This window comes from Streptomyces sp. HUAS MG56, from assembly GCF_058673395.1.
The window spans coordinates 5,396,771-5,421,155 of the sequence record NZ_CM178722.1 but is presented as its reverse complement, the minus strand read 5'-3'; the positions used below and the strand labels follow the sequence as shown (position 1 = coordinate 5,421,155).

Genomic DNA, 24,385 nt, shown 5'->3' with positions numbered 1-24,385 from the left:
GCGAGGTTCTCCTGTCGCCGTCCCGGCAACCTGTACGCACCGGGGCCGAATCCTCATAAGGTGTGGAGTATTGGAAGCCGGCGGTGTCGACGGTCCGCCGGCGGTCGCGAGGAGGACTGCGGTGAGCGAGACGAGCCCGAAGCTGCGCGCCGAGCTGGAGGGTATCCCTACCTACAAGCCGGGCAAGCCCGCCACGGCCGAAGGGCCGGTCGCCTACAAGCTGTCCTCCAACGAGAACCCGTACCCGCCGCTGCCCGGCGTGATGGAGAGCGTCACGGCGGCCGCGGCCGACTTCAACCGCTACCCGGACATGGCCTGCACCGGGCTGATGAACGAGCTGTCGGAGCGTTTCGGCGTTCCGCTCTCCCACCTGGCCACCGGCACCGGCTCCGTAGGCGTCGCCCAGCAGCTCGTCCAGGCCACCAGCGGCCCCGGCGACGAGGTGATCTACGCCTGGCGGTCCTTCGAGGCGTACCCGATCATCACGCAGGTCAGCGGTGCCCGGTCGGTGCAGGTGCCGCTCACGCCCGGTGATGTGCACGACCTGGACGCGATGGTGGAGGCGATCACCGACCGGACGCGGCTGATCTTCGTCTGCAACCCCAACAACCCGACCGGCACGGTGGTGCGGCGGGCCGAGCTGGAGCGGTTCCTCGACCGGGTGCCCGGCGATGTGCTGGTGGTGTTGGACGAGGCCTACCGGGAGTTCATCCGCGACCCCGAGGTGCCCGACGGTGTCGAGATCTACCGGAACCGCCCCAACGTCTGCGTCCTGCGCACGTTCTCCAAGGCCTACGGGCTCGCCGGGCTGCGGGTCGGTTTCGCGATCGCCCATGAGCCGGTCGCGGCGGCGCTGCGCAAGACGGCGGTGCCCTTCGGCGTCAGCCAGCTCGCACAGGAGGCGGCGATCGCCTCGCTGCGGGCCGAGGACGAACTGCTGGGCCGGGTCGGCTCGTTGGTGGGTGAGCGCACACGCGTGGTCGACGCGCTGCGCGGCCAGGGCTGGACGGTACCGGAGACGCAGGCCAACTTCGTCTGGCTGCGCCTCGGGGAGGGTGCGGTCGCGTTCGCCCAGGCCTGTGAGCAGCACGGAGTGGTGGTCCGGCCGTTCCCCGGCGAGGGTGTGCGGGTCACGGTCGGCGAGACCGAGGCGAACGACATCTTCCTGAAGGTGGCGGAGTCGTTCCGCAAGGAGCTGTAGCCCCCGGCAGGAGGGTCAGTCCTGGTCTCCGGTCAGCTCCACGCGGACGGGGTCGCCGTCCCGTACGGTCGCCAGGGCCCGGGGGTCTCCGTCGAGGCGCCCCAGGATGTTGCACGGACTCGCGAGGCGGCACTCGTCGCCTCGCGAGATCGGTGTGGGGCCATAGGGGAGGGCGAGCGCGTCGCCGTCTGTCCAGAAGGCCACGGTGCCCGGCTCCACGACCTGCCGGGCGTCCGTTTCACGTGAAACAGAGACACCTGTGTCGAAATACACCTCCTCGCCCCAGGTGTGGGCGCTGGAGGAGAACGGCAGTGCCTTGGCGAGGGCCTGCGTGGTCGGTGTGGCTGCGTCGAGGGTCGCGGTGATGTGCCCCGCGGGCCAGGAGATCCGTATCTGCATGGCGCGCAATTCAACAAGATGTTGAAGTCGCTGCCAAGGTCTTGACTTCGTGGCACTACAGCCACCCCGCCTCGCCAGGCTGAAAATCAGTGCGTCATAATGGCTTGTGAATGTGAACGCGTTCACAAGCGCGTCCCGATTGCTCCCATGATGTGTGTGGCAAAAGGGGCAAACTGCCGCTACCACGGCGAAGTAAGGAGCTGACGACGTGGAATTGGCTTTGGCGCCGGAGACACTGGCGCGATGGCAGTTCGGCATCACCACCGTCTACCACTTCCTGTTCGTCCCGCTGACGATCTCCCTGGCCGCCCTCACGGCCGGGCTTCAGACGGCCTGGGTGCGCACGGAGAAGGAGAAGTACCTCAGGGCGACCAAGTTCTGGGGCAAACTCTTCCTGATCAACATCGCCATGGGCGTGGTCACCGGCATCGTGCAGGAGTTCCAGTTCGGCATGAACTGGTCCGACTACTCGCGGTTCGTCGGTGACATCTTCGGTGCGCCGCTCGCCTTCGAGGCGCTGATCGCGTTCTTCTTCGAGTCCACCTTCATCGGCCTGTGGATCTTCGGCTGGGACAAGCTCCCCAAGAAGATCCATCTGGCCTGCATCTGGATGGTCTCGATCGGCACGATCCTCTCGGCGTACTTCATCCTCGCCGCCAACTCCTGGATGCAGCACCCGGTCGGTTACAAGATCGACAAGGCCAGGGGGCGTGCCGAGCTGACCGACTTCTGGGCCGTGCTGACCCAGAACACCGCGCTCAGCCAGGCCTTCCACACCCTGACGGCGGCCTTCCTGACGGGTGGCGCCTTCATGGTCGGTGTCTCCGCCTACCATCTGGCCCGCAAGAAGCACATCCGCGAGATGAAGACCTCGCTGCGGCTGGGCCTGATCACCGTGGTCATCGCCGGCATGCTCACCGCGATCAGCGGCGACACCCTCGGCAAGGTCATGTTCAAGCAGCAGCCCATGAAGATGGCAGCGGCCGAGGCGCTGTGGGACGGGCAGAAACCGGCGCCCTTCTCGATCTTCGCCTACGGCGACGTGCAGAAGGGCCACAACACCGTGGCCATAGAGATCCCCGGCCTGCTGTCCTTCCTGGCCAACGACGACTTCACCTCGTACGTCCCCGGCATCAACGACGTCAACAAGGCCGAGCAGCAGAAGTTCGGCCCGGGCGACTACCGGCCCAACATCCCGGTCGCCTTCTGGGGCTTCCGCTGGATGATCGGCTTCGGGATGGCCTCCTTCGCGATCGGCCTGGCCGGGCTGTGGCTGACCCGCAAGAAGTTCATGCTGCCGCAGCATCTGCGGGTCGGTGAGGACGAGGTGCCGCACCTGGTGCTGTTCAAGAACAAGGCACTCGGCTCGAAGCTGTCCCCCTGGTACTGGCGCATCGCGACCTGGACTTTGGCCTTCCCGCTGATCGCCAACTCCTGGGGCTGGATCTTCACCGAGACGGGCCGCCAGCCGTGGGCCGTCTACGGCGTCCTCCAGACCCGCAACGCGGTCTCCCCCGGGGTCTCCCAGGCCGAGGTCCTCACCTCGATGATCGTCTTCACGTCGCTGTACGCGATCCTCGCCGTGGTCGAGGTCAAGCTGCTCGCGAAGTACGTCAAGGCCGGTCCGCCCGAGCTGACCGAGGCCGACCTCAACCCGCCCACGAAGATCGGCGGCGACACCCGTGACGCCGACAAGCCGATGGCCTTCTCTTACTAGGCCGGGGGAACAGTTATGCATCTTCACGACGTCTGGTTCGTCCTGATCGCCGTCCTGTGGACCGGCTACTTCTTCCTGGAGGGCTTCGACTTCGGGATCGGCATCCTCACCAAGATGCTGGCCCGCGACCGGCCGGAGCGCCGGGTGCTGATCAACACCATCGGGCCCGTGTGGGACGGGAACGAGGTGTGGCTGCTCACGGCCGGCGGTGCGACCTTCGCGGCCTTCCCGGACTGGTATGCCACCCTCTTCTCCGGTTTCTATCTGCCCCTGCTGGTCATCCTGGTCTGCCTGATCCTCCGGGGCGTCGCCTTCGAGTACCGCGCGAAGCGGCCCGAGGAGAACTGGCAGCGCAACTGGGAGCACACGATCTTCTGGACCTCGCTGATCCCGGCCTTCCTGTGGGGCGTGGCCTTCGGGAACATCGTGCGGGGCGTGAAGATCGACCAGCACTTCGAGTACGTCGGCACCGTCTGGGACCTGCTCAACCCCTACGCCCTGCTCGGCGGCCTGGTCACGCTCACCCTCTTCACCTTCCACGGCGCGGTGTTCACCGCGCTCAAGACCGTGGGGGACATCCGGGTGCGGGCACGGAAGCTGGCCCTGCGGGTCGGTCTCGTCGCGGCCGTCGTGGCTCTCGCCTTCCTGCTGTGGACGCAGGACCACAGCGGTAACGGCAGGAGCCTGGTGGCCCTGATCGTGGCCGTCGCCGCGCTGGTCGCCGCTCTGGTGGCCAACCAGGCCGGGCGCGAGGGATGGTCGTTCGCCCTGTCCGGCCTCACCATCGTGGCCGCCGTGGCGATGCTCTTCCTGTCGCTCTTCCCGAACGTCATGCCGTCCACCCTGAACGGGGACTGGAGCCTGACGGTCACCAACGCCTCGTCGAGCCCGTACACCTTGAAGATCATGACCTGGTGTGCGGCGATTGCCACCCCGCTCGTCATGCTCTACCAGGGCTGGACGTACTGGGTGTTCCGCAAGCGGATCGGCACGCAGCACATCGCCGATATCGCGCACTGAGTCCGCCGAGGGTGTGTTTCACGTGAAACACGCCCTCTGGGCCGAAGGGCACGTTTCACGTGAAACCAATCGATCCGCGTCTGCTGCGCTACGCACGCGCCACCCGGTTCTTCCTCGTGGCGGTCGTCGGCCTGGGAGCCGTCGGTGCGGGGCTGGTCATCGCCCAGGCGATGCTCATCGCCGAGGTCGTCGTCGGTGCCTTCCAGCACGGGGGGTCCGTCGCTGAACTGCGCACTCCCCTGCTGCTGTTGGTGGCCGTGGCGGTGGGCCGTTCGGTCGTCGCCTGGCTCACCGAACTCGCCGCCCACCGGGCGAGCGCGGCGGTGAAGTCCGAACTGCGCGGTCGCCTTCTGGACCGGGCGGCGGCGCTCGGTCCTGGATGGCTGGGCGGTCAGCGGACCGGCTCGCTGGTCACCCTGGCCACGCGGGGCGTGGACGCCCTGGACGACTACTTCTCGCGCTATCTGCCGCAGTTGGGGCTCGCGGTGGTCGTGCCGGTGGCGGTGCTGGCGCGGATCGTCACCGAGGACTGGGTCTCGGCGGCGATCATCGTCGGCACCCTGCCGCTCATCCCGCTCTTCATGGTCCTGATCGGCTGGGCCACGCAGTCCCGGACGGACCGTCAGTGGCGGCTGCTGTCCCGGCTGTCCGGCCACTTCCTGGACGTGGTCGCGGGTCTGCCCACACTGAAGGTGTTCGGCCGGGCCAAGGCGCAGGCCGAGTCCATCCGCCGGATCACCGGCGAGTACCGGCAGGCGACCATGCAGACCCTGCGGATCGCCTTCCTCTCCTCCTTCGCGCTGGAACTGCTCGCCACGCTGTCGGTGGCCCTGGTCGCGGTGACGGTCGGCATGCGGCTCGTCCACGGCGACATGGACCTGTACATCGGTCTCGTGATCCTGGTGCTGGCGCCCGAGGCCTACCTTCCGCTGCGCCAGGTCGGGGCGCAGTTCCACGCGGCGGCCGAGGGGCTCGCCGCCGCGGAGGAGATCTTCGCGGTGCTGGAGACGCCGGTCCCGGCGTCCGGCACGGGTGCGGTGCCCGAGGGCGCGGTGGCCTTCGACGGGGTCACCGTCCGCTACCCCGGCCGCTCCGGCGACGCGGTGAGCGACGTGTCGTTCACCGTCGAGCCCGGCGAGACCGTGGCGCTGGTCGGGCCGAGCGGTGTGGGCAAGACGACACTGTTGAACGTGCTGCTGGGCTTTGTGGAGCCCGCCGAGGGCCGGGTGCGGATCGGTGGCGCGGAGCTGGCCGGCCTGGACCTGGAGGAGTGGCGCTCGCGGATCGCCTGGGTGCCGCAGCGGCCGCACCTGTACGCCGGGACCATCGCGGAGAACGTACGGCTGGCCCGGCCCGACGCGGACGACGGTGCCGTACGGCGGGCGTTGCGGGACGCGGGCGCGCTGGAGTTCGTGGACGCGCTGCCCGAGGGGGCGGAGACCGTGCTCGGCGAGGACGGGGCCGGGCTGTCGGCGGGGCAGCGGCAGCGGCTGGCGCTGGCTCGGGCGTTTCTCGCCGACCGGCCTGTGCTGTTGCTGGACGAGCCGACGGCCGCGCTGGACGGGGAGACCGAGGCGGAGGTCGTGGCAGCGGTGCGACGGCTGGCGGTGGACCGGACTGTGCTTCTTGTGGTCCATCGGCCTGCGCTGCTGGATGTGGCCGACCGGGTCGTTCGGTTGACCGGCCGTGAGCATGCCGGGGAGCTCCACTCCCTGGACCCTCGCCCTTGCCTGCCCACCACCCGCCATTCTCGGCTGGAGAGTGACCCGACAGCCGCGACAGACCTGCCGGAGCAGACCCCCGCCCAGCCCCGCAGCCCCCTTGCCCGGGTTCGCGGGCTTGCCCGGCCCCTGCGCGGGCGGCTCGTGCTGGCGCTGGTGCTCGGGGCTCTCGCGCTCGGCAGTGCCGTCGGGCTGATGGCGACGTCCGGGTGGCTCATCTCGCGGGCCTCGCAGCAGCCGCCCGTGCTGTATCTGATGGTGGCCGTGACGGCGACGCGGGCCTTCGGGATCGGGCGGGCCGTTTTCCGGTACGCCGAGCGGCTGGTGTCGCACGACGCCGTGCTGCGGATGCTGGCCGACACCCGGGTCGCGGTCTATCGGCGTCTGGAGCGACTCGCGCCTGCCGGACTGCGCAGCGCCCGGCGCGGTGATCTGCTGACCCGGCTGGTCGCGGACGTGGACGCCTTCCAGGACTACTGGCTGCGCTGGCTGCTGCCCGCCTCCGTGGCCGTCCTCGTCTCGGCCGGTTCCGTCGGCTTCACGGCGTGGCTGCTGCCCGAGGCCGGGGCCGCCCTCGCGGTCGGTCTGGCGGCGGCCGGGGTCGGTGTTCCCCTCGTCACCGCCTCCGTGGCCCGGCGCGCCGAGCGGCGGCTGGCGCCCGCGCGGGGCGTGCTCGCCACCCGCGTCACCGATCTGCTCACCGGCACCGCCGAACTGACCGTCGCCGGTGCGCTGCCCGCCCGTAAGGACGCGGCCCGGCGCGCCGACGGCACGCTCACCCGGATCGCTTCGCGCGCCGCCGTGGCCACCGCGCTCGGCGACGGGCTCACCGCGTTGATCTGCGGCCTGACCGTCGCTGCCACCGCGCTGTTCGGCGCCCAGGCGGTGGCCGCGGGCCGACTCGGCGGCGTGGCGATGGCCGTGGTCGTCCTCACCCCGCTGGCCGCCTTCGAGGGCGTCCTGGGGCTGCCGCTCGCCGTGCGCCACCGGCAGCGGGTGCGGCGCAGCGCGGAGCGGGTGTACGAGGTGCTGGACACCCCGGAGCCCGTACGTGAGCCGGAGCGGCCGCGCCAGGCGCCGGCCTCGCCGTTCCCGCTGGTGGTCAAGGGGCTCGCCGCGCGGTACGAGGGGCAGCGGCGGGAGGCGCTGGCCGGGTTCGACCTCACGCTGGAGCAGGGCAGGCGGATCGCCGTGGTCGGGGCCTCCGGTGCCGGCAAGACGACCCTCGCGCAGGTGCTGCTGCGGTTCCTCGACCCGGAGGAGGGCGCGTACATGCTCGCCGGTGTGGACGCGTACGCGCTGGCCGGTGACGACGTACGGCGGCTCGTCGGGCTGTGTGCGCAGGACGCGCATCTCTTCGACAGTTCGGTGCGCGAGAACCTGTTGCTGGCCGGGAAGGAGGCCACCGAGGACGATCTTCGCCGGGCGCTGGCCCGGGCCCGGCTGCTGGACTGGGTGGACTCGCTGCCGAACGGCCTGGACACGCTGGTCGGCGAGCACGGGGCGCGGCTGTCCGGCGGTCAGCGCCAGCGGCTCGCGCTGGCCCGTGCGCTGCTGGCCGACTTCCCCGTCCTGGTCCTCGACGAGCCCGCCGAGCACCTGGATCTGCCGACGGCCGACGCGCTCACCGCCGATCTGCTGGCCGCGACCGAGGGCCGTACGACGCTGCTGATCACCCACCGGCTGGCGGGCCTGGACGCGGTGGACGAGGTGATCGTGCTCGACGCGGGCCGGGTTGTGCAGCGGGGCGGGTACGCGGAGCTCGTCGCCGTGGACGGGCCGCTGCGGGCGATGGCGCTGCGGGAGGAGGCGGCGGAGTCGCTGGTGGCGGCGCGGTGACCGTCACCCGGGCCGTCGAGCCCGCCCTGCGGATGCCGCAGTTGCCGGCGGCGATGCGGTCCGTGGGCAGCGGGCTGGAACGGCACACCACGCTGGACCGGAGCGGTGAGACGGCCGCTGCCACCGACTTCCGGATGCTGCAGTTCGCCGCGCAGATCAACATGGCCGCCGTACCGCCGCGTTCACGCCCTCGCACCGCTTCCTCGGCCCTGTCGACGCGGCCGTCGGCGACCTCACCGGCGAGAACCTGAGACGCCGGGCCGGCAGGACCTAGAAGCGGTCCGCCAGAAGCTGTTCGATCACGACCGCCACACCGTCCTCGTTGTTGGCGACCGTGCGGCCCGACGCGGCGGCGACGACGTCGGGGTGGGCGTTGCCCATCGCGTACGAGCGGCCGGCCCAGGTCAGCATCTCGACGTCGTTGGGCATGTCCCCGAAGGCGACGACCTCGTCGTGCGAGATGCCGCGCTCGGCGCAGCACAGGGCGAGCGTGCTGGCCTTGGAGACGTCGGGGCCGCTCAGTTCCAGCAGGGCGCTGGGGCTGGAGCGGGTGACGTTGGCGCGGTCGCCGATCGCGATCCGGGCGAGGGTGAGGAAGGCGTCGGGATCGAGGTCCGGGTGGTAGGCCAGGATCTTGAGCACGGGCTGGTCGGCGTCCGGACCGTCGGGGGCGAGGAGCCGCTCGGCGGGCTGGAGGTTGTCCGGTATCTCCAGGTGCAGCTTGGGATAGTCGGGCTCCTGGTGGAAGCCGTAGGTCTGCTCGACCGCGAACACCGTGCCGGGCGCCGCCTCGCGCAGCAGCCGTACGGCGTCCAGGGCGTTCGGGCGGGCCAGTTCGCGCACCTTCACGAACCGGTGGGCGCCGGGGCCGCCGTGCAGGTCGACCACGGCGGCGCCGTTGCCGCAGATCGCCAGGCCGTGGCCGTGGACGTGGTCGCTGACGACGTTCATCCAGCGGGCCGGGCGGCCGGTGACGAAGAAGACCTCGATGCCCGCCTCCTCGGCGGCGGCCAGCGCCGCGACGGTCCGTGGGGAGACCGATTTGTCGTCCCGCAGCAGCGTGCCGTCGAGGTCGGTGGCGATCAGCCGCGGCCGTAGGGCGGCGGACGGGGTCCCGGGCTGTCTGGTCGCTGAGGTCACCCGGCCATTCTCGCGCATATGCCCGCACGCCCGTGCGGGACTCCGCACAGATGAGACGCAGATGACGCTCAGCGGCACGGACGGCATCCGGTGCACCGGAGGGCCTTCCGCGTCAGCCCAGTTGAGCGAGCGCCTCCATGGCGATCTTCTCGAAGACCTTCTCGTCCGCGGCGAAGTCGGAGTCCGGGATGGGCCAGTGGATCACGATCTCGGTGAAGCCCAGCTCCCGGTGCCGGCCGGCGAAGTCCACGAAGGCGTCCACGGACCGGAGGGGCTGGGCACGGTCCGGGGTGAAGCCGGTGAGCAGGATCTTGTCCAGCTCGGCCACGTCCCGCCCGGCGGCCGCGCAGGCCTCGGACAGCTTGCCCAGCTGGCCGCGCAGGGCCTCGACGGACTGCTCCGGAGTCCCGGTCTCGTAGAGCTTCGGGTCGCCCGTGGTCACCCACGCCTGTCCGTACTGCGCGGCGAGCTTGAGACCGCGCGGGCCGGTGGCCGCCACCGCGAACGGCAGCCGGGGCCGCTGCACACAGCCGGGGATGTTGCGCGCCTCGTCCGCCGAGTAGAACCGGCCGTCGTGGGTCACCGCGTCCTCGGTGAGCAGCCGGTCGAGCAGCGGCACGAACTCGGCGAAGCGGTCGGCGCGCTCGCGCGGGCTCCACGGCTCCTGGCTGCTGTTCAACAGCGCCGTCGCGTCGAAGCCGGTGCCGCCGGCGCCGATGCCGAGCGTGATCCGGCCGCCGGAGATGTCGTCGAGGGAGATCAGCTCCTTGGCGAGGGTCACCGGATGCCGGAAGTTCGGCGAGGTCACCAGCGTGCCGAGGCGCAGGGTCTCGGTGACGCCGGCGGCCGCGGTCAGGGTCGGGACCGCGCCGAACCAGGGGCCGTCACGGAAGGTGCGCCAGGACAGGTGGTCGTAGGTGTACGCGGTGTGGAAGCCCAGCTGCTCGGCCCGTGTCCAGGTCGAACGGCCGCCTTCGCTCCAGCGGCGGTGGGGCAGGATCACGGTGCTCAGACGCAGGCTCATGCGTTCGAGAGTAAGCGGCCCCACGGACAACGACCCAAACGATCAGCGGACGTTCCGGCTCAGCCACGGGCTCAGCAGGATCATCGGGACGTACTCCGTGTGCGTACGGTCGCCGGGCAGCGGGACGACCAGGCGGTAGCCGGGCGGGAAGCGGCGCGTCCTGACGTGGGCGAGGCCGTCGAAGACGGAGCGGAGGAAGGCCGGGACGTCGTCGCGCGCGATGTCGGGGCACTCGACGCCCTCGACGGTGATCAGCGCGTCGTCGTCCGGATAGAGCCGCACGCTCACCTGGGGCAGGCCGCCGAACTCGACGTACGCCTCGTGCGGCAGGGAGCCGTCGGGATCCGTGATCACTCCGATCCCCGCGGCGTCGCGGCGGGAGGTCCGGTCGGCGCCGATGTCGTCGTTGACCTCGATCTCGCGCGCGTAGCGGGCGGCGAGGGCGCGCAGGGCGTCGACGGCGGCCTGGGTGGTCGGCAGGTGTACGGGCGAGTGGTCCATACCACCGAGGACGGCGGCACGCGCGCGAAGGTTCCTCGGAGGGAGGGAAAGAGCGCAGGTCACCAGGGGTCAGCGGGAGCCGGGGAAGCGCAGGTGTCGCGGCGGTACGGCCTTCGTCAGCCAGACGCCGTTGGCGCTGACGTGGAAGACGTGGCCGTCACGGTGCATGGCGCCGGCGTCCACGGCGAGCACGACGGGGCGGCCGCGGCGGGCGCCGACCCGGGTGGCGGTCTCGCGGTCGGCGGACAGGTGCACGTCGTGCCGGTTCATGGGCCGCAGTCCCTGTGCGCGGATCGCGTCCAGGGCGCGGGCGACGGTCCCGTGGTAGAGGTACGGCGGCGGGGTCGCCGGGGGCAGGCCGAGGTCGACCTCGATGCTGTGGCCCTGGCTGGCGCGGATCCTGTCGCCGTCGACCGCGAAGCGCTGTTTGTCGTTGGCGGCCACCACGTGGTCCAGCTCCTCGCGCGTGACCGGGAACCCGTGCGCGGCGGCCGCGGCGATCAGCGCGTCGATCTCCACCCAGCCGGCCGGGTCCGGGGTGAGCCCGATCCGCTCCGGCTGGTGGCGCAGGTGCTTGGAGAGGTATTTCGACACCTTCACGGTGCGTCTTTGGTCATGCTCTTCCTTCATGTGTCCAGCGTGCGCGAGAGACGCGGATCACGCAGGTCTTTTTTGTCCCCAGGTTTGATCCACAACCAACTGTGGTTATCCACAGGGGAATTGGTGAAACTGTGGATAAGTGACGGGCGGTTTATGATGGTTCGGGAAGTTCCTTGTCCGCAGTGGAGACTGAGGCCAACTGGTCCAAGGACCGTGCCCTCGCCTCCCGTTCGGCCGCCAGCGCGATGAACTCGGCGACATGCCTCGGACCAACGAGCCTTTCCACGGCGGAGATCGTCTCGGTCGGCAGGGGCACGGAACGGGTGGCGGACGCCTCCGGCGCCGGCTTCTCGGTCACGAGGTGGGTGCGCAGATGTCTGGTCGCCAATGTGCGCATGGCCCGGGCCAGTTCGGCCTCCATCGTCTGCTGGGCCAGCGGTCGCAGCCGGCGCACGAGCGAGGCCGCCTCCGCCGCGTGCGCGTCCGTGCGCCGCCCGGGATCGTCCAGGTAGCGCGCGAAGACGTACTCGCTGGTGAACTCCAGGAAACGGGCGGCGATGTGCTCGACCTGGCCCCTCAACTCCCGCAGGTGGTCCGAGATCGCGGACAGCGGCACCCCGGCCGCGTGCAACTCGACGGCCACGGCCAGCTCTTGGGGGCTCGGCACCGAGAACGTGTCCGGGTCGCCCTCGATCCGCTCCAGGACGCCCAGCTCGACCGCCTCCGCCACGGCGTCGTCGTCGGGCGCGGCGCCGAAGCGGGCGTCGAGCTCGGCCCGGGTGACCCGGGCGGGGCGCTCGTCCGTCCACGGGCCCTCCACCTCGGTGACCAGGCCGAGCACCCCGCCGAGGCCCCGGCCGGTGTCCCAGGCCTCCAGCAACTCCTTGATGGACGCCAGGGTGTAGCCGCGGTCGAGGAGGTGGGCGATCTGGTGCAGCCGGGTGAGGTGCGCCTCGGAGTAGAGGTTGGCGCGGCCCCGGCGCTCGGGCCGGGGGAGCAGACCGCGGTCCTGGTAGGCGCGGATGGTCCGCACCGTCGTGGCCGTGTGGTGCGCCAGGTCCTCGATGCGGTACGTCCGCGCGGGCGGCGGTCCGGTCATCTCACAGCCTCGGCTCCACGCGCGCGATGCGCCGCAGCGCCCCGGGCAGGAATCGGGACATGAGGTGGGCGCCGCGCGCCTCCGGGGTCACCGGGACGACCGCCTTGTCGCCGGTCACCGCGTCCAGGATCGCCTCGGCCACCTTCTCCGGCGGGTAGTTGCGCTTGCCGTACAGCCGCGCCGACTTCTTCTGCCGGCGCCGCTCCTCCGTCTCGTCGACCCCGGCGAAGCGGGCCGTGGAGGTGATGTTGGTGTTGACGATGCCGGGGCAGATCGCGCTCACCCCGATGCCCTGACCGGTGAGTTCGGCCCGCAGGCACTCGGAGAGCATCAGCACCGCCGCCTTGGAGGTGCTGTAGGCGGGCAGGGCCCGGGAGGGCTGGAAGGCCGCCGCCGAGGCGATGTTGACGATGTGGCCGCCCTGGCCGCGCTCGCTCATCCGCGCGCCGAAGAGCCGGCAGCCGTGGATCACGCCCCACAGGTTGACGTCCAGGACCTTGCGCCAGTCGTCGGTCGTGGTGGCGAAGAAGGAGCCGGACAGGCCGATGCCCGCGTTGTTGACCAGCACGTCCAGCACGCCGTACTCGCGGTGCACCTTCTCGGCGAGCTTCTCCATGGCCTGCTCGTCGGAGACGTCGGCCGTCTCCGCCCAGGCCTCGGGCGCGCCGACGAGCCGGGACAGCTCGGCGGTGCGGGCCGCGGACTCGGCGTCGCGGTCCACGGCGACCACGCGCGCGCCGGCCTCCGCGAAGGCGAAGGCCGTGGCCCGGCCGATGCCGCTGCCCGCGCCGGTGACCAGCACCAACTGCCCGCCGAACCGGGCCGCGTGGCGGCCGGTGGCCTTCGGTTCCGGCCGGCCGCCGTCGACGGACATGATGAATTCCTCGATCCAGGAGGCGACGTGGTCGGGCCGGGTGCGCGGCACCCAGTGCTTGGCCGGGAGCGTGCGGCGGGTCAGCTGCGGTGCCCACCGCTCCAGGTCGTCGTAGAGCCGCTCGGACAGGAACGCGTCCCCCTGCGGCGTGATGAGCTGCACGGGCGCGTGTGCGTACGCGTCGGGGCGGGGCCTGGTCAGCCGGGCGCGGACGTTGTCCCGGTACAGCCAGGCGCCGTGCGCCGCGTCGGAGGACAGGGACGCGGTCGGGTAGTCGCCGCCGGGGACCTGCTCGACGCGCTCCAGGATGCGCGGCCAGCGCTTGCCGAGCGGGCCGCGCCAGGCCAGCTCGGGCAGCACGGGCGTGTGCAGCATGTACACGTACCAGGACTTGGCGCCCTGGCCGAGGAGCTGGCCCACCCGGCGGGGCGTCGGCCGCTTCACGCGCGCGTTGATCCAGTGTCCGAAGTGGTCCAGGGACGGGCCGGAGATCGAGGTGAAGGAGGCGATGCGGCCCTCCGTGCGGCCCACCGTGACGAACTCCCACGACTGCACCGAGCCCCAGTCGTGCCCGACCAGATGCACCGGCCGGTCCGGGCTGACCGCGTCCAGCACGGCCAGGAAGTCGTCGGTGAGCTTGGCCAGCGTGAAGCCGCCGCGCAGCGGCTGCGGCGCCGTCGAGCGGCCGTGGCCCCGGACGTCGTACAGCACCACGTGGAAGCGGCCGGCGAGCCGGCCGGCCACCTCCGACCAGACCTCCTTGCTGTCCGGGTAGCCGTGCACCAGCACCACCGTCGGCTGCTCCGGATCGCCCAGCTCGGCCACGCACAGCTCGACCCCGCCGGTCGCGATCCGGCGCTCCCGCGCCCCCTTCAGCGTCACGCCCGCCCTCGCCTCTCCCGCGCCGTCCGCCGTCACTTCTCCTCCGCCCAGCGCCGCACGTGCGGCAGATCGTCGTCCAGCCAGAACGCGCTCTGCTCGGGGTCCCCGGAGTCGGTGACCACGAGGATCTCCTCGAACTTCGCGCCCGTACCCCGGAAGCCGAGGTGGGGTTCGACCGCCCACAGGCCCGGCTGCGGCGGGTGGTCGGAGAAGCGGTACGGCGACCACAGGGGCGACCAGCCCTCGCGGTGGCCGTGCAGCGCGTCGGCGGCCAGCCCCTTCAGGGACTGCGTGCCGAACCCGAACAGGTGCGGGGAGAAACGGCGCTGCTTCACCCGGTCCACTTTGTGGGCGATCACGCCGAACGGGTACGCGCGATGCCGGTTGGCGTAGCCCTGGCGGACCATGAGGCGGTCCACGTCCTCGTAGATCTCGCGCAGCGGGCGCCGCTCGCGCACCTCGCGCAGGATCAGCTCCCGGTGCGCCTCCAGGTCGGCCATCAGCCGGTCCTGCACCGGGTTGACTCCGAGGGAGCCCGAGTAGCCGATGTCCGCCGTGTACCCCTCGTAGACCGGAGCCATGTCCAGGATGAACGGCATCCCGGGCGCCAGGGCGCGGTCGGTGGGGAAGAACTGGAGCGGGACGCGGAAGTTCACGAACGCCGTGCGGTCGCCGAACCAGGCGAAGGGCAGATGGAACCAGTCCCGCACCCCGCGCTCGCGCAGCCACTCGCGCTGCATCCGCGCCGCCTCGCGCTCCGTCACACCCGGCTCCAGGCGCGCCGCGACCGCCTCCGCGCACTCGTAGGCGAGGCGCTGCACCCGCCTGAACCCCCGCAGCTCCACGGAGAGTTCGCTGCTCACTGCCGTCGTCATGCCGCCCCGTCCCGTCGTGCCGCCGACTCGACGCGTCGCCTCGCCGACTGCGGTACGCGTCCGTAACTTGACATTGGTGAATGTGACAGTTGTTAGAGGCGGCGTCAATAGGAGGGACGACAGGCTGTGGAAAACCCGCGGTAACCCTTAGGCAGGGCATCCCTTAGGGCCCCGTAATACCTGGGACTGACACGAAGACGGCTCTGAGGTCTGACGACCGGCGTGGCCCGCATCACTACGGTCGTATGCGTGACTGTGATCGCGACCGAAAGCCTGAGCAAGCGGTTCCCCCGGGTGACCGCTCTCGACCGGCTGTCCGTGGACATCGGACCCGGTGTGACCGGACTCGTCGGAGCCAACGGCGCCGGCAAGTCCACCCTGATCAAGATCCTGCTGGGTCTGTCCCCCGCCACGGAGGGCCGCGCCGAAGTGCTCGGCCTGGACGTCGCCGCCCCGTCGTCGGGCCGCGCCATCCGCGAGCGCGTCGGGTACATGCCGGAGCACGACTGCCTGCCGCCCGACGTCTCGGCCACCGAGTTCGTCGTCCACATGGCGCGCATGTCCGGCCTGCCGCCCGCCGCCGCCCGCGAGCGCACCGCGGACACCCTGCGCCACGTCGGCCTGTACGAGGAGCGCTACCGCCCCATCGGCGGCTACTCCACGGGCATGAAGCAGCGGGTCAAGCTCGCCCAGGCGCTGGTGCACGATCCGGAGCTGGTCTTCCTGGACGAGCCGACCAACGGCCTCGACCCGGTCGGGCGGGACGACATGCTCGGCCTGATCCGCCGCATCCACACCGACTTCGGCATCTCCGTCCTGGTCACCTCCCATCTGCTGGGCGAGCTGGAGCGCACCTGCGACCACGTCGTCGTCATCGACGGCGGCAAGCTCCTGCGCTCCAGCTCCACCACCGACTTCACCCAGACCACGACCACCCTGGCGATCGAGGTCACCGACAGCGAGACCCACCCCGACGGCACCCGCGCGGTCCGCGAGGCGCTCCACGCGCGCGGACTGGACACGCAGGACGAGGGCGCCGGACTGCCCGGCGCGGGCCACGTCCTGCTGCTGACCGCCGAGAGCGAGGAGATCTACGACCTCGTCCGGGACGTCGTCGCCGACCTCGGCCTCGGCCTGGTGCGCATGGAGCAGCGCCGGCACCACATCTCCGAGGTGTTCACCGACGACGGACACAGCAGCGACAAGCAGCGGAAGGAGGCCGTCGGACATGGCGGTTGAGCGCCCCCTGCCGGCCCCGGCCGGCGACCAGACCCGCATCCACGACATCGGCTACCGCGGCTACGACGGCCCCCGCCTCGGCCGCGCCTACGCCCGCCGCTCGCTGTACGCGCAGTCCCTGCGCGGCTCCTACGGACTCGGCCGCTCGGTGAAGTCCAAGGTGCTGCCGATGGTGCTGTTCGCGGTGATGTGCGTGCCCGCCGCCATCATGGTGGCCGTCACCGTCTTCACCAAGGCGCACGAACTGCCCGTGACGTACACCCGTTACGCGATCATCATGCAGGCCGTGATCAGCCTGTACGTCGCCGCGCAGGCACCCCAGTCCGTCTCCCGCGACCTGCGCTTCAAGACCGTGCCGCTGTACTTCTCGCGGCCCATCGAGACCGCCGACTACGTCCGCGCCAAGTACGCGTCGCTGGCCTCGGCGGTCTTCATCCTGACCGCCACTCCCCTGCTCGTGATGTACGTGGGCGCGCTGCTGGCCAAGCTGGGCTTCGCCCACCAGACGAAGGAATTCGCCGAGGGACTGGTCTCCGTGGCGCTGCTCTCCCTGCTGTTCGCCGGCATCGGCCTGGTCATCGCCGCCGTCACCCCGCGCCGGGGCTTCGGTATCGCCGCCGTGATCGCCGTGATGGTCATCTCCTACGGCGCGGTCTCCACGCTCCAGGCCATCGCCAACGTGCAGAACCACACGTCCGCCATCCCGTGGATCGGCCTGTTCTCGCCCGTCACGCTCATCGACGGCGTCCAGTCGGCCTTCCTCGGCGCGACCGCCCGCAACCCCGGCGCGATCAACCCGTCGGCCGGACAGGGCGTGGTCTACGTCCTGGTCGTGCTCGCCCTGATCGCCGGCAGCTACGGCCTGCTGATGCGCCGCTACAAGAAGGTGGGACTGTGACCACGCTCAGCATCGACCACGTCTCCCGCTGGTTCGGCAACGTGGTCGCCGTCAACGACATCACGATGACGATCGGCCCCGGCGTCACCGGCCTGCTCGGCCCCAACGGCGCCGGAAAGTCCACCCTGATCAACATGATGGGCGGCTTCCTCGCCCCCTCCACCGGCACGGTCACCCTCGACGGACAGCCGGTGTGGCGCAACGAGGCCATCTACCGGCACATCGGCATCGTCCCCGAGCGCGAGGCGATGTACGACTTCCTCACCGGCCGCGAATTCGTCGTGGCCAACGCCGAGTTGCACGGCCTGGGCGCGGGTGCGGCCCAGAAGGCCCTGGCCACGGTCGAGATGGAGTACGCGCAGGACCGGAAGATCTCGACGTACTCCAAGGGCATGCGCCAGCGCGTGAAGATGGCGAGCGCCCTCGTCCACGAGCCGTCGCTGCTCCTGCTGGACGAGCCGTTCAACGGCATGGACCCACGCCAGCGCATGCAACTGATGGACCTGCTGCGGAAGATGGGCGACGAGGGCCGCACGGTGCTGTTCTCCTCGCACATCCTCGAAGAGGTCGAGCAGCTCGCCCGGCACATCGAGGTCGTCGTCGCCGGCAGGCACGCGGCCAGCGGCGACTTCCGCAGGATCCGCCGCCTGATGACCGACCGCCCGCACCGCTACCTCGTCCGCTCCAGCGACGACCGCGCCCTCGCGGCCGCGCTGATCGCCGACCCCTCGACGGCCGGCATCGAGGTGGACCACAGCGAGGGCGCGCTGCGCATCCAGGCCGTGGACTTCGGCCGCTTCACCGCCCTGCTGCCGAAGGTCGCCCGGGACCACGGCATCCGGCTCCTCACGGTCTCGCCGTCCGACGAGTCCCTGGAGTCCGTCTTTTCTTACCTGGTCGCGGCGTAGGAGGCCGAAGATGTACGACCCCACTGTCGCCCGGCTCACCTACCGGGCCCTGCTCGGCCGTCGCCGGGCCCTCATCCTCGGCGCGCTGCCGGTGCTGCTGATCGTCCTCGCCGTGGCCGTGCGGGCCCTGACCGGCGCCGACGACCAGACCGCGGCCGACGTCCTCGGCGGCTTCGCGATCGCCACGATGGTGCCGATCATCGGCGTCATCGCGGGCACGGGCGCGATCGGCCCGGAGATCGACGACGGTTCCGTCGTCTACCTGCTGGCCAAGCCGCTGAAGCGGCCCACGATCATCTTCACCAAGTTGATCGTCGCCATCGCCGTGACCATGGTCTTCTCGGCGCTGCCGACCCTGATCGCGGGCCTGATCCTCAACGGCAACGGCCAGCAGATCGCCGTCGCCTACACGGTCGCCGCGCTGGTCTCGTCCATCGCCTACTCGGCGCTGTTCCTGCTGCTCGGCACGGTCTCCCGGCACGCCGTGGTCTTCGGGCTCGTGTACGCACTGGTCTGGGAGGCGCTGTTCGGCTCCCTGGTGCCCGGCGCGCGCACGCTCAGCGTCCAGCAGTGGTCGCTGGCCGTCGCCCACAAGGTCGCCGGCGGGGACCTCGTGACCTCCACCGTGGGCCTGCCGACGGCCATGGTGCTGCTGGTGGCGGTCACCGTGCTGGCCACCTGGTACGCCGGCCAGAAGCTGCGGGCGCTGAAGCTCGCGGGCGAGGAGTAGACCTCCGGCGGCTTGACGGGGGCTTCACACCGGTCCGGGCGAACTGAGCAAAGCGGATGCACGGCGAGGAGGTCGTCGATGACGGAGGAGATACCGGAGAACGACGGGCGCGGACGGTCCGGGGGCGACGCCGGGGACAGACTGGACGAACTGGTCCTGGACGAGGCCTTCATACGCGGCGCCGAGACCTCCGAGCCGTCCGCGCGGGCCCGTATGCTCGCCGCCCGCTGGCGTGCCGAGGCGCCCGAGCCGCAGCCATGGCGCTCCGACGAGCCGCCGGCGGGCTGGTTCTTCGGCAAGGCCCGGCGCCGCAGGTGGCGCCGCCGGTAATTCGGTGGCGCCCAACCGGGCTGCGGGGCAGAGTGGTTGTGCCCCATCCGCCGGGAACGTCCCGGCGCCCTGATCCGGGAGTGGAGGTGGGCGATGCCCATGCACGGCAGTACGCCCGGCTCCCGACAGGACAGCCCGAGGCCGGCTCCGGTGTAGTTACCCCGCCGTGGAGCCACAGGAGCTGTCCGGGGCGGCCGCGAGGCGCTGCCGCTGTGGTACGGCCGGTCTTCAGCAGGGGTTGGTCATGTCGGCGCCCCGCGCTGCAGGCTGTGCCCACCCGTTCCGTTCTGCGGAACGACGGCCCACAGCGGTTGGCCGCGCGGCCGCCTCCCCGGCCCTCAGCCCAGCAACCGCTCCAGGACCACCGCGATCCCGTCGTCCTCGTTGGACGTGGTCACCTCGTCGGCCACCTCGCGCAGCGCCTCGTGGGCGTTGGCCATGGCCACGCCCCGGGCGGCCCAGGCGAACATCGGGATGTCGTTGGGCATGTCGCCGAAGGCGATCGTGTCCGCGGCCTTCAGGCCCAGGCGGCGGGCCGCCAGGGACAGGCCCGTGGCCTTGGAGAGGCCGAGCGGGAGCAGTTCGACGATGCCCTCGCCCGCCATGGCCACGGTGACGAAGCCGCCGGCCGCGCGCTCGGCCGCCTGCGCCAGGTCGTCGTCGGACAGCGTCGGGTGCTGTATGTAGATCTTGTTCAGCGGGGCCGTCCAGAGGTCGGACGCGTCCGTCAGGGGGACCGCGGGCAGCGTGCCCGTGACCGCGTAGCCGGGCCCGACCAGCACGTCGCCGTCCAACCCGTCCCGGCTCGCCGCCAGGTACAGCGGGCCCACCTCGGCCTCGATCTTGGCCAGGGCGACCCCCGCCAGCTGGCGGTCCAGGGTGACCGAGGTCAGCAGGCGGTGGGCGCCGGCGTCGTAGACCTGTGCGCCCTGGCCGCAGACGGCGAGACCGTCGTAGCCGAGGTCGTCCAGGATGTGCCGGGTCCAGGGGACGGCGCGGCCGGTGACGACGATGTGGGCCGCGCCCGCCGCGGTGGCCGCGGCGAGCGCGTCACGGGTGCGCTGCGCGACCGACTCGTCGGAGCGCAGGAGCGTTCCGTCGAGGTCGGTCGCGATCAGCCGGTACGGAAAACCCGTCACTGCGTGACCGGCTCCAGGACCTCGCGGCCGCCCAGGTAGGGGCGCAGCACCTCGGGGACCCGGACGGAGCCGTCGGCCAGCTGGTGGTTCTCCAGGATCGCCACGATCGTGCGCGGTACGGCGCACAGCGTGCCGTTGAGCGTGGCGAGCGGCTTGACCTGCTTGCCGTCCCGCATACGGATCGACAGCCGGCGGGACTGGAACTCGGTGCAGTCCGAGGTCGAGGTCAGCTCGCGGTACTTGCCCTGGGTCGGGATCCACGCCTCGCAGTCGTACTTACGGGCGGCCGAGGAGCCGAGGTCGGCGGAGGCGACGTCGATCACGCGGAACGGCAGCTCCAGCGAGGTCAGCCACTGCTTCTCCCACTCCAGCAGGCGCTGGTGCTCGCCCTGGGAGTCCTCGGGGTCGACGTACGAGAACATCTCGACCTTGTCGAACTGGTGCACCCGGAAGATGCCCCGCGTGTCCTTGCCGTGCGAGCCGGCCTCGCGGCGGAAGCAGGGCGAGAAGCCCGCGTACCGCAGCGGCAGCCTGTCGGCGTCGATGATCTCGTCCATGTGGTACGCCGCGAGGGCGACCTCGGAGGTGCCGACCAGGTACAGGTCGTCCTTGTCGAGGTGGTAGACGTCCTGGGCCGCCTGGCCGAGGAAGCCGGTGCCCGCCATGGACTGGGGGCGGACGAGGGCCGGGACGAGCATGGGGGTGAAGCCCGCGGCCGTGGCCTGGGCCATCGCCGCGTTCACCAGGGCCAGCTCCAGCAGGGCGCCGACACCGGTGAGGAAGTAGAAGCGGGAGCCGGAGACCTTGGCGCCGCGCTCGACGTCGATGGCGCCGAGCAGCTGGCCCAGCTCCAGGTGGTCCTTGGGCTCGAAGCCCTCGGCACCGAAGTCGCGGATCGTGCCGTGCGTCTCCAGCGTGACGAAGTCCTCCTCGCCGCCGACGGGCACGTCGGGGTGGACGAGGTTGCCCAGCCGGAGGAGCAGTTCGTGGGTCTCGGCGTCGGCCGCGTCGCGGTCGGCGTCGGCGGCCTTGACGTCGGCGGCGAGCTGGCCGGCCTTCTTCAGCAGCTCGGCCTTCTCGTCGCCGGTGGCCTTGGGGATCAGCTTGCCGAGCTGCTTCTGCTCGGCACGCAGCTCGTCGAAGCGGACGCCGGAGGACCTGCGCCGCTCGTCGGCAGACAGGAGGGAGTCGACGAGCGCGACATCCTCTCCACGGGCGCGCTGGGACGCGCGCACACGGTCGGGGTCCTCACGAAGCAGGCGAAGGTCAATCACGAGGCCAAGGCTACCGGTGCGGGCTCGCCGCTCACGAATCACTATTCCGTGGAGTTCCGATGCGCCACTATTTGTCACTTACGTTCCGTTATGGACGAATTGCGGAACGTGTCGGAACAAGTCAAGGGAAAGTGTCTCACTCCCTGGGACGAGGCATGCTTTCGGCGCCGGGTTGACCGGATTCCCTTGTGGAGAACGGGACTTCACGGCCCCGCTGTCCACAGAAATCCACACCCTTCCGAGAGTTATCCACAGGCTGTGTGGAAGGTCTGTGGACTTCGGAATTGATCACTCCGGAACTTCGTGGCCGAGTGAAGAATTCCCAGGACAAACCTGGGTGACACCCACTTTCGAGTGGAAAGCGGTCGCTCCAAAAGATGAATCAAAGGAAACGGGTGGACGAAGGGTGAGGTGCGGCTCGATGGCCGCATCGGGGGCGTGAGGGGCGATTTATCGACCGACTCATGCACTCGTGTCGACTTGTCCCCAGGTCGAGAAGCGGACCTGTGGATAACTTCTGTGGATAACGACGATATGCAGGTAGGACTGGCTCGAAGCGAGTGTCGACCGGTCCTGCGGCCCGATCAGAACCGGCCGTCCTGGCAGCGCGCCACCCAGTCCGAAGCGGCCATGAACTCCTCGTCCGAGGCCCATGCCGGCGTCGGCCGGGCCCCGGCCGGCGCGATGTCCGCGCGCGGGTAGGAGCCCAGGAAACGCACCTGGAGGCAGATCCGCTTCAGCCCCATCAGCGCCTCCGCCATCCGCCGGTCGGAGATATGGCCTTCGGCGTCGATGCAGAAGCAGTAGTTGCCGATCCCGGCGCCGGTCGGCCGGGACTGGAGCAGCATGAGGTTGATCCCGCGCGAGGCGAACTCGCCGAGCAGGTCGCGCAGGCCGCCGGGGTGGTCGTCGCGCTGCCACAGCACCACCGAGGTCTTGTCGGCACCGGTCGGCGCGGCGGGCCGGGCCGGGCGGCCGACCAGCACGAACCGGGTCTGCGCGTTCTCCGCGTCGTGGATCCCGGTCTCCAGGGCCTGAAGTCCGTACCGGGCGGCGGCGAACTCGCCCGCGAACGCGGCGTCGTAGCGGCCCTCCTGGACCAGGCGGGCGGCGTCCGCGTTGGAGGCGGCCGACTCCCAGACCGCGTCCGGGAGGTGTGTGCGCAGCCAGTTGCGCACCTGCGGCTGGGCCGCCGGGTGGGCGGAGACGGTCTTGATGTCGGTGAGCTTCGTGCCGGGCCGGACCAGCAGGGCGAAGGTGATCGAGAGCAGCACCTCGCGGTAGATGGTCAGCGGTTCGCCCGCGACCAGCTCGTCCAGGGTGGTGGTGATGCCGCCCTCGACGGAGTTCTCGATCGGCACGAACGCGGCCTCGGCCTCGCCCGCCCGCACCGCGTCCAGCGCGGACTGCACCGACACGTACGGGGTCAGCTCCCGGGTGGCCGCTTCCGGGAGTGTCCGCAGGGCGACTTCGGTGAAGGTGCCCTCGGGGCCGAGATACGCATAGCTCGCTGGCATGTCCCTCACCCTAATGGCCGCAGGCCGCCCCGGCCCGGCGGTCTCACGAGAGCCACTCGACCGGATGGTTTGAACCCGGAAAGCCCAGCAAAATCGGTAAACCCCGTAACCTCGCCGCATCCCGGACCGACCGGGTTCCGGGCCGACCGCATTCCGGACCGGCCCGGTCCCGGGCTAGCCCTCCAGCAGCCGCTGCCCCACGTACTCGCCCTGCGCCGCACCGCCCGGCACCGCGAACAGACCGCTCGCCTCGTGCCGGATGAACGCTGACAGCGCGTCGCCCCGGTCGAGCTTGCGCTGCACCGGGACGAAGCCGCGCAGCGGGTCCGCCTGCCAGCACACGAAGAGCAGACCGGCGTCGGGCGTGCCGTCCGCGTCGAAGCCGTCGTGGTACGAGAACGGGCGCCGCAGGATGGCCGCGCCGCCGTTCTTGTCGGGCCGGGTGATCCGCGCGTGCGCGTTGAGCGGGACGACGTAATTGCCCTGGGAGTCGGTCTTCTCCAGGTCCATCGGGGTCGTCTCGTCGCCCCCGGACAGCGCCGCCCCGTTGGCCTTGCGACGCCCGATGACCTGCTCCTGGGCGGCCACCGACAGCTTCTCCCAGTCGTCCAGGAGCATCCGGATACGGCGTACGACGGCGTAGGAGCCGTTCGCCATCCAGGCGGGCTCGCCCGAGGCGGGCACGAAGATCCGCCGGTCGAAGTCGGAGTCGGCCGGCTTCGGGTTGCGGGTGCCGTCGAGCTGGCCCATGAGGTTGCGGGCCGTCATGGGGTGCGCGGTGGCGCCCGGGCTGCGGTTGAAGCCGTTCATCTGCCAGCGCAGCCGGGCCGCGCCGCCCGCGTCCTTCTGGATCGCGCGCAGGGCGTGGAAGGCGACGAGGGCGTCGTTCGCGCCGATCTGCACCCACAGGTCGCCGTCGCTGCGCGCCTTGTCCAGGTGGTCCGAGGAGAAGTCCGGCAGCGGGTCCAGCGCGCCCGGCCGCTGCTTGTCCAGGCCGGTCTTCCCGAAGAAGCCGTACCCGAACCCGAAGGTGATCGTCAGCGAGGAGGGGCCGGCGTCGCGGGCCACGTCGGTGTCGTCGTGGGGCGCGGCCTCGCCCGCCATCAGCCGCTCGGCCGTCGCCGACCAGCGGCGCAGCAGGGCCGCCGCCTCCTTGCGGCCGGCGCCCGCCGCCAGGTCGAAGGCGACGAGATGACCGCGCGCCTGGAGGCCCTCGGTGATGCCGGGCTGATGTTTCCCGTGAAACATCGCCCGGTCGGAGCCCACCGAGGTGAGCGGGGTGGCCGAGGCGGGCGCGGTGGCGTAGCCCACGGCCCCGCCGGCCGCGCCGAGCACGAGCCCGGTGGCGCCGGCGGTGCCGAGCAGCGCGCGCCGGGAGACACCGTGGCCGCGTGCGGACTCGGGGGTCTGCGGCACCTCGGCGGAGGTGCGGGCCTGCGGGACGGACTGGTCGGTCAT

22 protein-coding genes are annotated in these 24,385 nt (G+C 71.0%); 10 read left to right on the top strand and 12 right to left on the bottom strand.

Going from position 1 to position 24,385, the window contains the following annotated elements; all coding sequences use genetic code 11:
* Nucleotides 1–121: 121 nt before the first annotated feature.
* Nucleotides 122–1,201 carry a histidinol-phosphate transaminase gene (hisC, locus tag AC4OXY_RS25710; protein WP_356032401.1) on the top strand — a complete coding sequence of 360 codons (1,080 nt, stop codon included), beginning with the start codon at nt 122–124 and terminating at the stop codon, nt 1,199–1,201.
* Nucleotides 1,202–1,216: 15 nt separating this feature from the next.
* Here hisC and AC4OXY_RS25705 read toward each other — a convergent pair whose 3' ends face one another.
* The gene (locus AC4OXY_RS25705; protein ID WP_362820651.1) at nt 1,217–1,600 is read right to left on the bottom strand and encodes a cyclophilin-like fold protein; all 384 of its coding nucleotides are present in this window, start codon (nt 1,598–1,600) and stop codon (nt 1,217–1,219) included.
* A gap of 208 nt (nt 1,601–1,808) precedes the next feature.
* Here AC4OXY_RS25705 and AC4OXY_RS25700 point away from each other — a divergent pair, with 208 nt between their 5' ends.
* The 4 genes from AC4OXY_RS25700 to AC4OXY_RS25685 are packed head-to-tail and all read left to right on the top strand — an operon-like array spanning nt 1,809 to nt 8,148.
* Nucleotides 1,809–3,317, top strand: coding sequence for a cytochrome ubiquinol oxidase subunit I (locus AC4OXY_RS25700; protein WP_356032395.1), 1,509 nt, complete (start codon nt 1,809–1,811; stop codon nt 3,315–3,317).
* A 15-nt stretch (nt 3,318–3,332) separates the two neighbouring features.
* Nucleotides 3,333–4,337 carry a cytochrome d ubiquinol oxidase subunit II gene (gene cydB, locus AC4OXY_RS25695; RefSeq protein ID WP_376287889.1) on the top strand — a complete coding sequence of 335 codons (1,005 nt, stop codon included), beginning with the start codon at nt 3,333–3,335 and terminating at the stop codon, nt 4,335–4,337.
* Nucleotides 4,338–4,396: 59 nt separating this feature from the next.
* Nucleotides 4,397–7,897, top strand: coding sequence for a thiol reductant ABC exporter subunit CydD (gene cydD, locus AC4OXY_RS25690; protein WP_491991132.1), 3,501 nt, complete (start codon nt 4,397–4,399; stop codon nt 7,895–7,897).
* Nucleotides 7,894–8,148, top strand: a complete 255-nt coding sequence (locus AC4OXY_RS25685; protein WP_491991131.1) for a hypothetical protein — start codon at nt 7,894–7,896, stop codon at nt 8,146–8,148. Before cydD ends, AC4OXY_RS25685 begins: the two co-directional genes overlap by 4 nt.
* Nucleotides 8,149–8,167: 19 nt before the next feature.
* Here AC4OXY_RS25685 and AC4OXY_RS25680 read toward each other — a convergent pair whose 3' ends face one another.
* From AC4OXY_RS25680 to AC4OXY_RS25650, 7 genes are all read right to left on the bottom strand, one after another.
* Nucleotides 8,168–9,055: an HAD-IIB family hydrolase gene (locus AC4OXY_RS25680; protein WP_362820646.1), complete on the bottom strand. Its 888-nt coding sequence runs from the start codon at nt 9,053–9,055 to the stop codon at nt 8,168–8,170.
* 94 nt (nt 9,056–9,149) lie between these two features.
* Nucleotides 9,150–10,061, bottom strand: coding sequence for an LLM class flavin-dependent oxidoreductase (locus tag AC4OXY_RS25675; RefSeq protein WP_356032386.1), 912 nt, complete (start codon nt 10,059–10,061; stop codon nt 9,150–9,152).
* Nucleotides 10,062–10,103: 42 nt separating this feature from the next.
* Nucleotides 10,104–10,562, bottom strand: coding sequence for a hypothetical protein (locus tag AC4OXY_RS25670; protein WP_491991130.1), 459 nt, complete (start codon nt 10,560–10,562; stop codon nt 10,104–10,106).
* Nucleotides 10,563–10,631: 69 nt separating this feature from the next.
* Nucleotides 10,632–11,192 (bottom strand): RNA 2'-phosphotransferase, encoded by a 561-nt coding sequence (locus AC4OXY_RS25665; protein WP_376287884.1) that lies wholly within the window; start codon nt 11,190–11,192, stop codon nt 10,632–10,634.
* A gap of 121 nt (nt 11,193–11,313) precedes the next feature.
* Nucleotides 11,314–12,261: a MerR family transcriptional regulator gene (locus AC4OXY_RS25660; protein ID WP_376287882.1), complete on the bottom strand. Its 948-nt coding sequence runs from the start codon at nt 12,259–12,261 to the stop codon at nt 11,314–11,316.
* Between the two features lies 1 nt (nt 12,262).
* On the bottom strand, nt 12,263–14,017 hold the full coding sequence (locus AC4OXY_RS25655) for an SDR family oxidoreductase (RefSeq protein ID WP_491994640.1): 1,755 nt from the start codon (nt 14,015–14,017) through the stop codon (nt 12,263–12,265).
* Nucleotides 14,018–14,049: 32 nt separating this feature from the next.
* Nucleotides 14,050–14,892 carry a M24 family metallopeptidase gene (locus AC4OXY_RS25650; protein WP_071374970.1) on the bottom strand — a complete coding sequence of 281 codons (843 nt, stop codon included), beginning with the start codon at nt 14,890–14,892 and terminating at the stop codon, nt 14,050–14,052.
* Between the two features lie 255 nt (nt 14,893–15,147).
* Here AC4OXY_RS25650 and AC4OXY_RS25645 point away from each other — a divergent pair, with 255 nt between their 5' ends.
* The 5 genes from AC4OXY_RS25645 to AC4OXY_RS25625 all read left to right on the top strand — a co-directional run bounded on the left by AC4OXY_RS25645 (nt 15,148) and on the right by AC4OXY_RS25625 (nt 18,997).
* On the top strand, nt 15,148–16,131 hold the full coding sequence (locus AC4OXY_RS25645; protein WP_356032489.1) for an ABC transporter ATP-binding protein: 984 nt from the start codon (nt 15,148–15,150) through the stop codon (nt 16,129–16,131).
* Nucleotides 16,121–17,029 carry an ABC transporter permease gene (locus AC4OXY_RS25640; protein ID WP_356032377.1) on the top strand — a complete coding sequence of 303 codons (909 nt, stop codon included), beginning with the start codon at nt 16,121–16,123 and terminating at the stop codon, nt 17,027–17,029. Before AC4OXY_RS25645 ends, AC4OXY_RS25640 begins: the two co-directional genes overlap by 11 nt.
* The gene (locus AC4OXY_RS25635) at nt 17,026–17,937 is read left to right on the top strand and encodes an ABC transporter ATP-binding protein (RefSeq protein ID WP_356032375.1); all 912 of its coding nucleotides are present in this window, start codon (nt 17,026–17,028) and stop codon (nt 17,935–17,937) included. Before AC4OXY_RS25640 ends, AC4OXY_RS25635 begins: the two co-directional genes overlap by 4 nt.
* Before the next feature lie 10 nt (nt 17,938–17,947).
* Nucleotides 17,948–18,667: an ABC transporter permease gene (locus tag AC4OXY_RS25630; RefSeq protein WP_356032373.1), complete on the top strand. Its 720-nt coding sequence runs from the start codon at nt 17,948–17,950 to the stop codon at nt 18,665–18,667.
* 78 nt (nt 18,668–18,745) lie between these two features.
* Complete coding sequence (locus AC4OXY_RS25625) at nt 18,746–18,997, top strand: SGM_3592 family protein (RefSeq protein ID WP_376287879.1); 252 nt, start codon at nt 18,746–18,748, stop codon at nt 18,995–18,997.
* A 338-nt stretch (nt 18,998–19,335) separates the two neighbouring features.
* On the opposite strand, the gene AC4OXY_RS25620 is transcribed toward AC4OXY_RS25625, so the two are convergent.
* From AC4OXY_RS25620 to efeB, 4 genes are all read right to left on the bottom strand, one after another.
* Nucleotides 19,336–20,136: an HAD family hydrolase gene (locus tag AC4OXY_RS25620; RefSeq protein ID WP_356032369.1), complete on the bottom strand. Its 801-nt coding sequence runs from the start codon at nt 20,134–20,136 to the stop codon at nt 19,336–19,338.
* Nucleotides 20,133–21,410 carry a serine--tRNA ligase gene (serS, locus tag AC4OXY_RS25615; RefSeq protein WP_376287877.1) on the bottom strand — a complete coding sequence of 426 codons (1,278 nt, stop codon included), beginning with the start codon at nt 21,408–21,410 and terminating at the stop codon, nt 20,133–20,135. Before serS ends, AC4OXY_RS25620 begins: the two co-directional genes overlap by 4 nt.
* A gap of 584 nt (nt 21,411–21,994) precedes the next feature.
* Nucleotides 21,995–22,927, bottom strand: coding sequence for a prephenate dehydratase (gene pheA, locus AC4OXY_RS25610; protein WP_356032365.1), 933 nt, complete (start codon nt 22,925–22,927; stop codon nt 21,995–21,997).
* Nucleotides 22,928–23,101: 174 nt separating this feature from the next.
* Complete coding sequence (efeB, locus tag AC4OXY_RS25605) at nt 23,102–24,385, bottom strand: iron uptake transporter deferrochelatase/peroxidase subunit (protein WP_356032363.1); 1,284 nt, start codon at nt 24,383–24,385, stop codon at nt 23,102–23,104.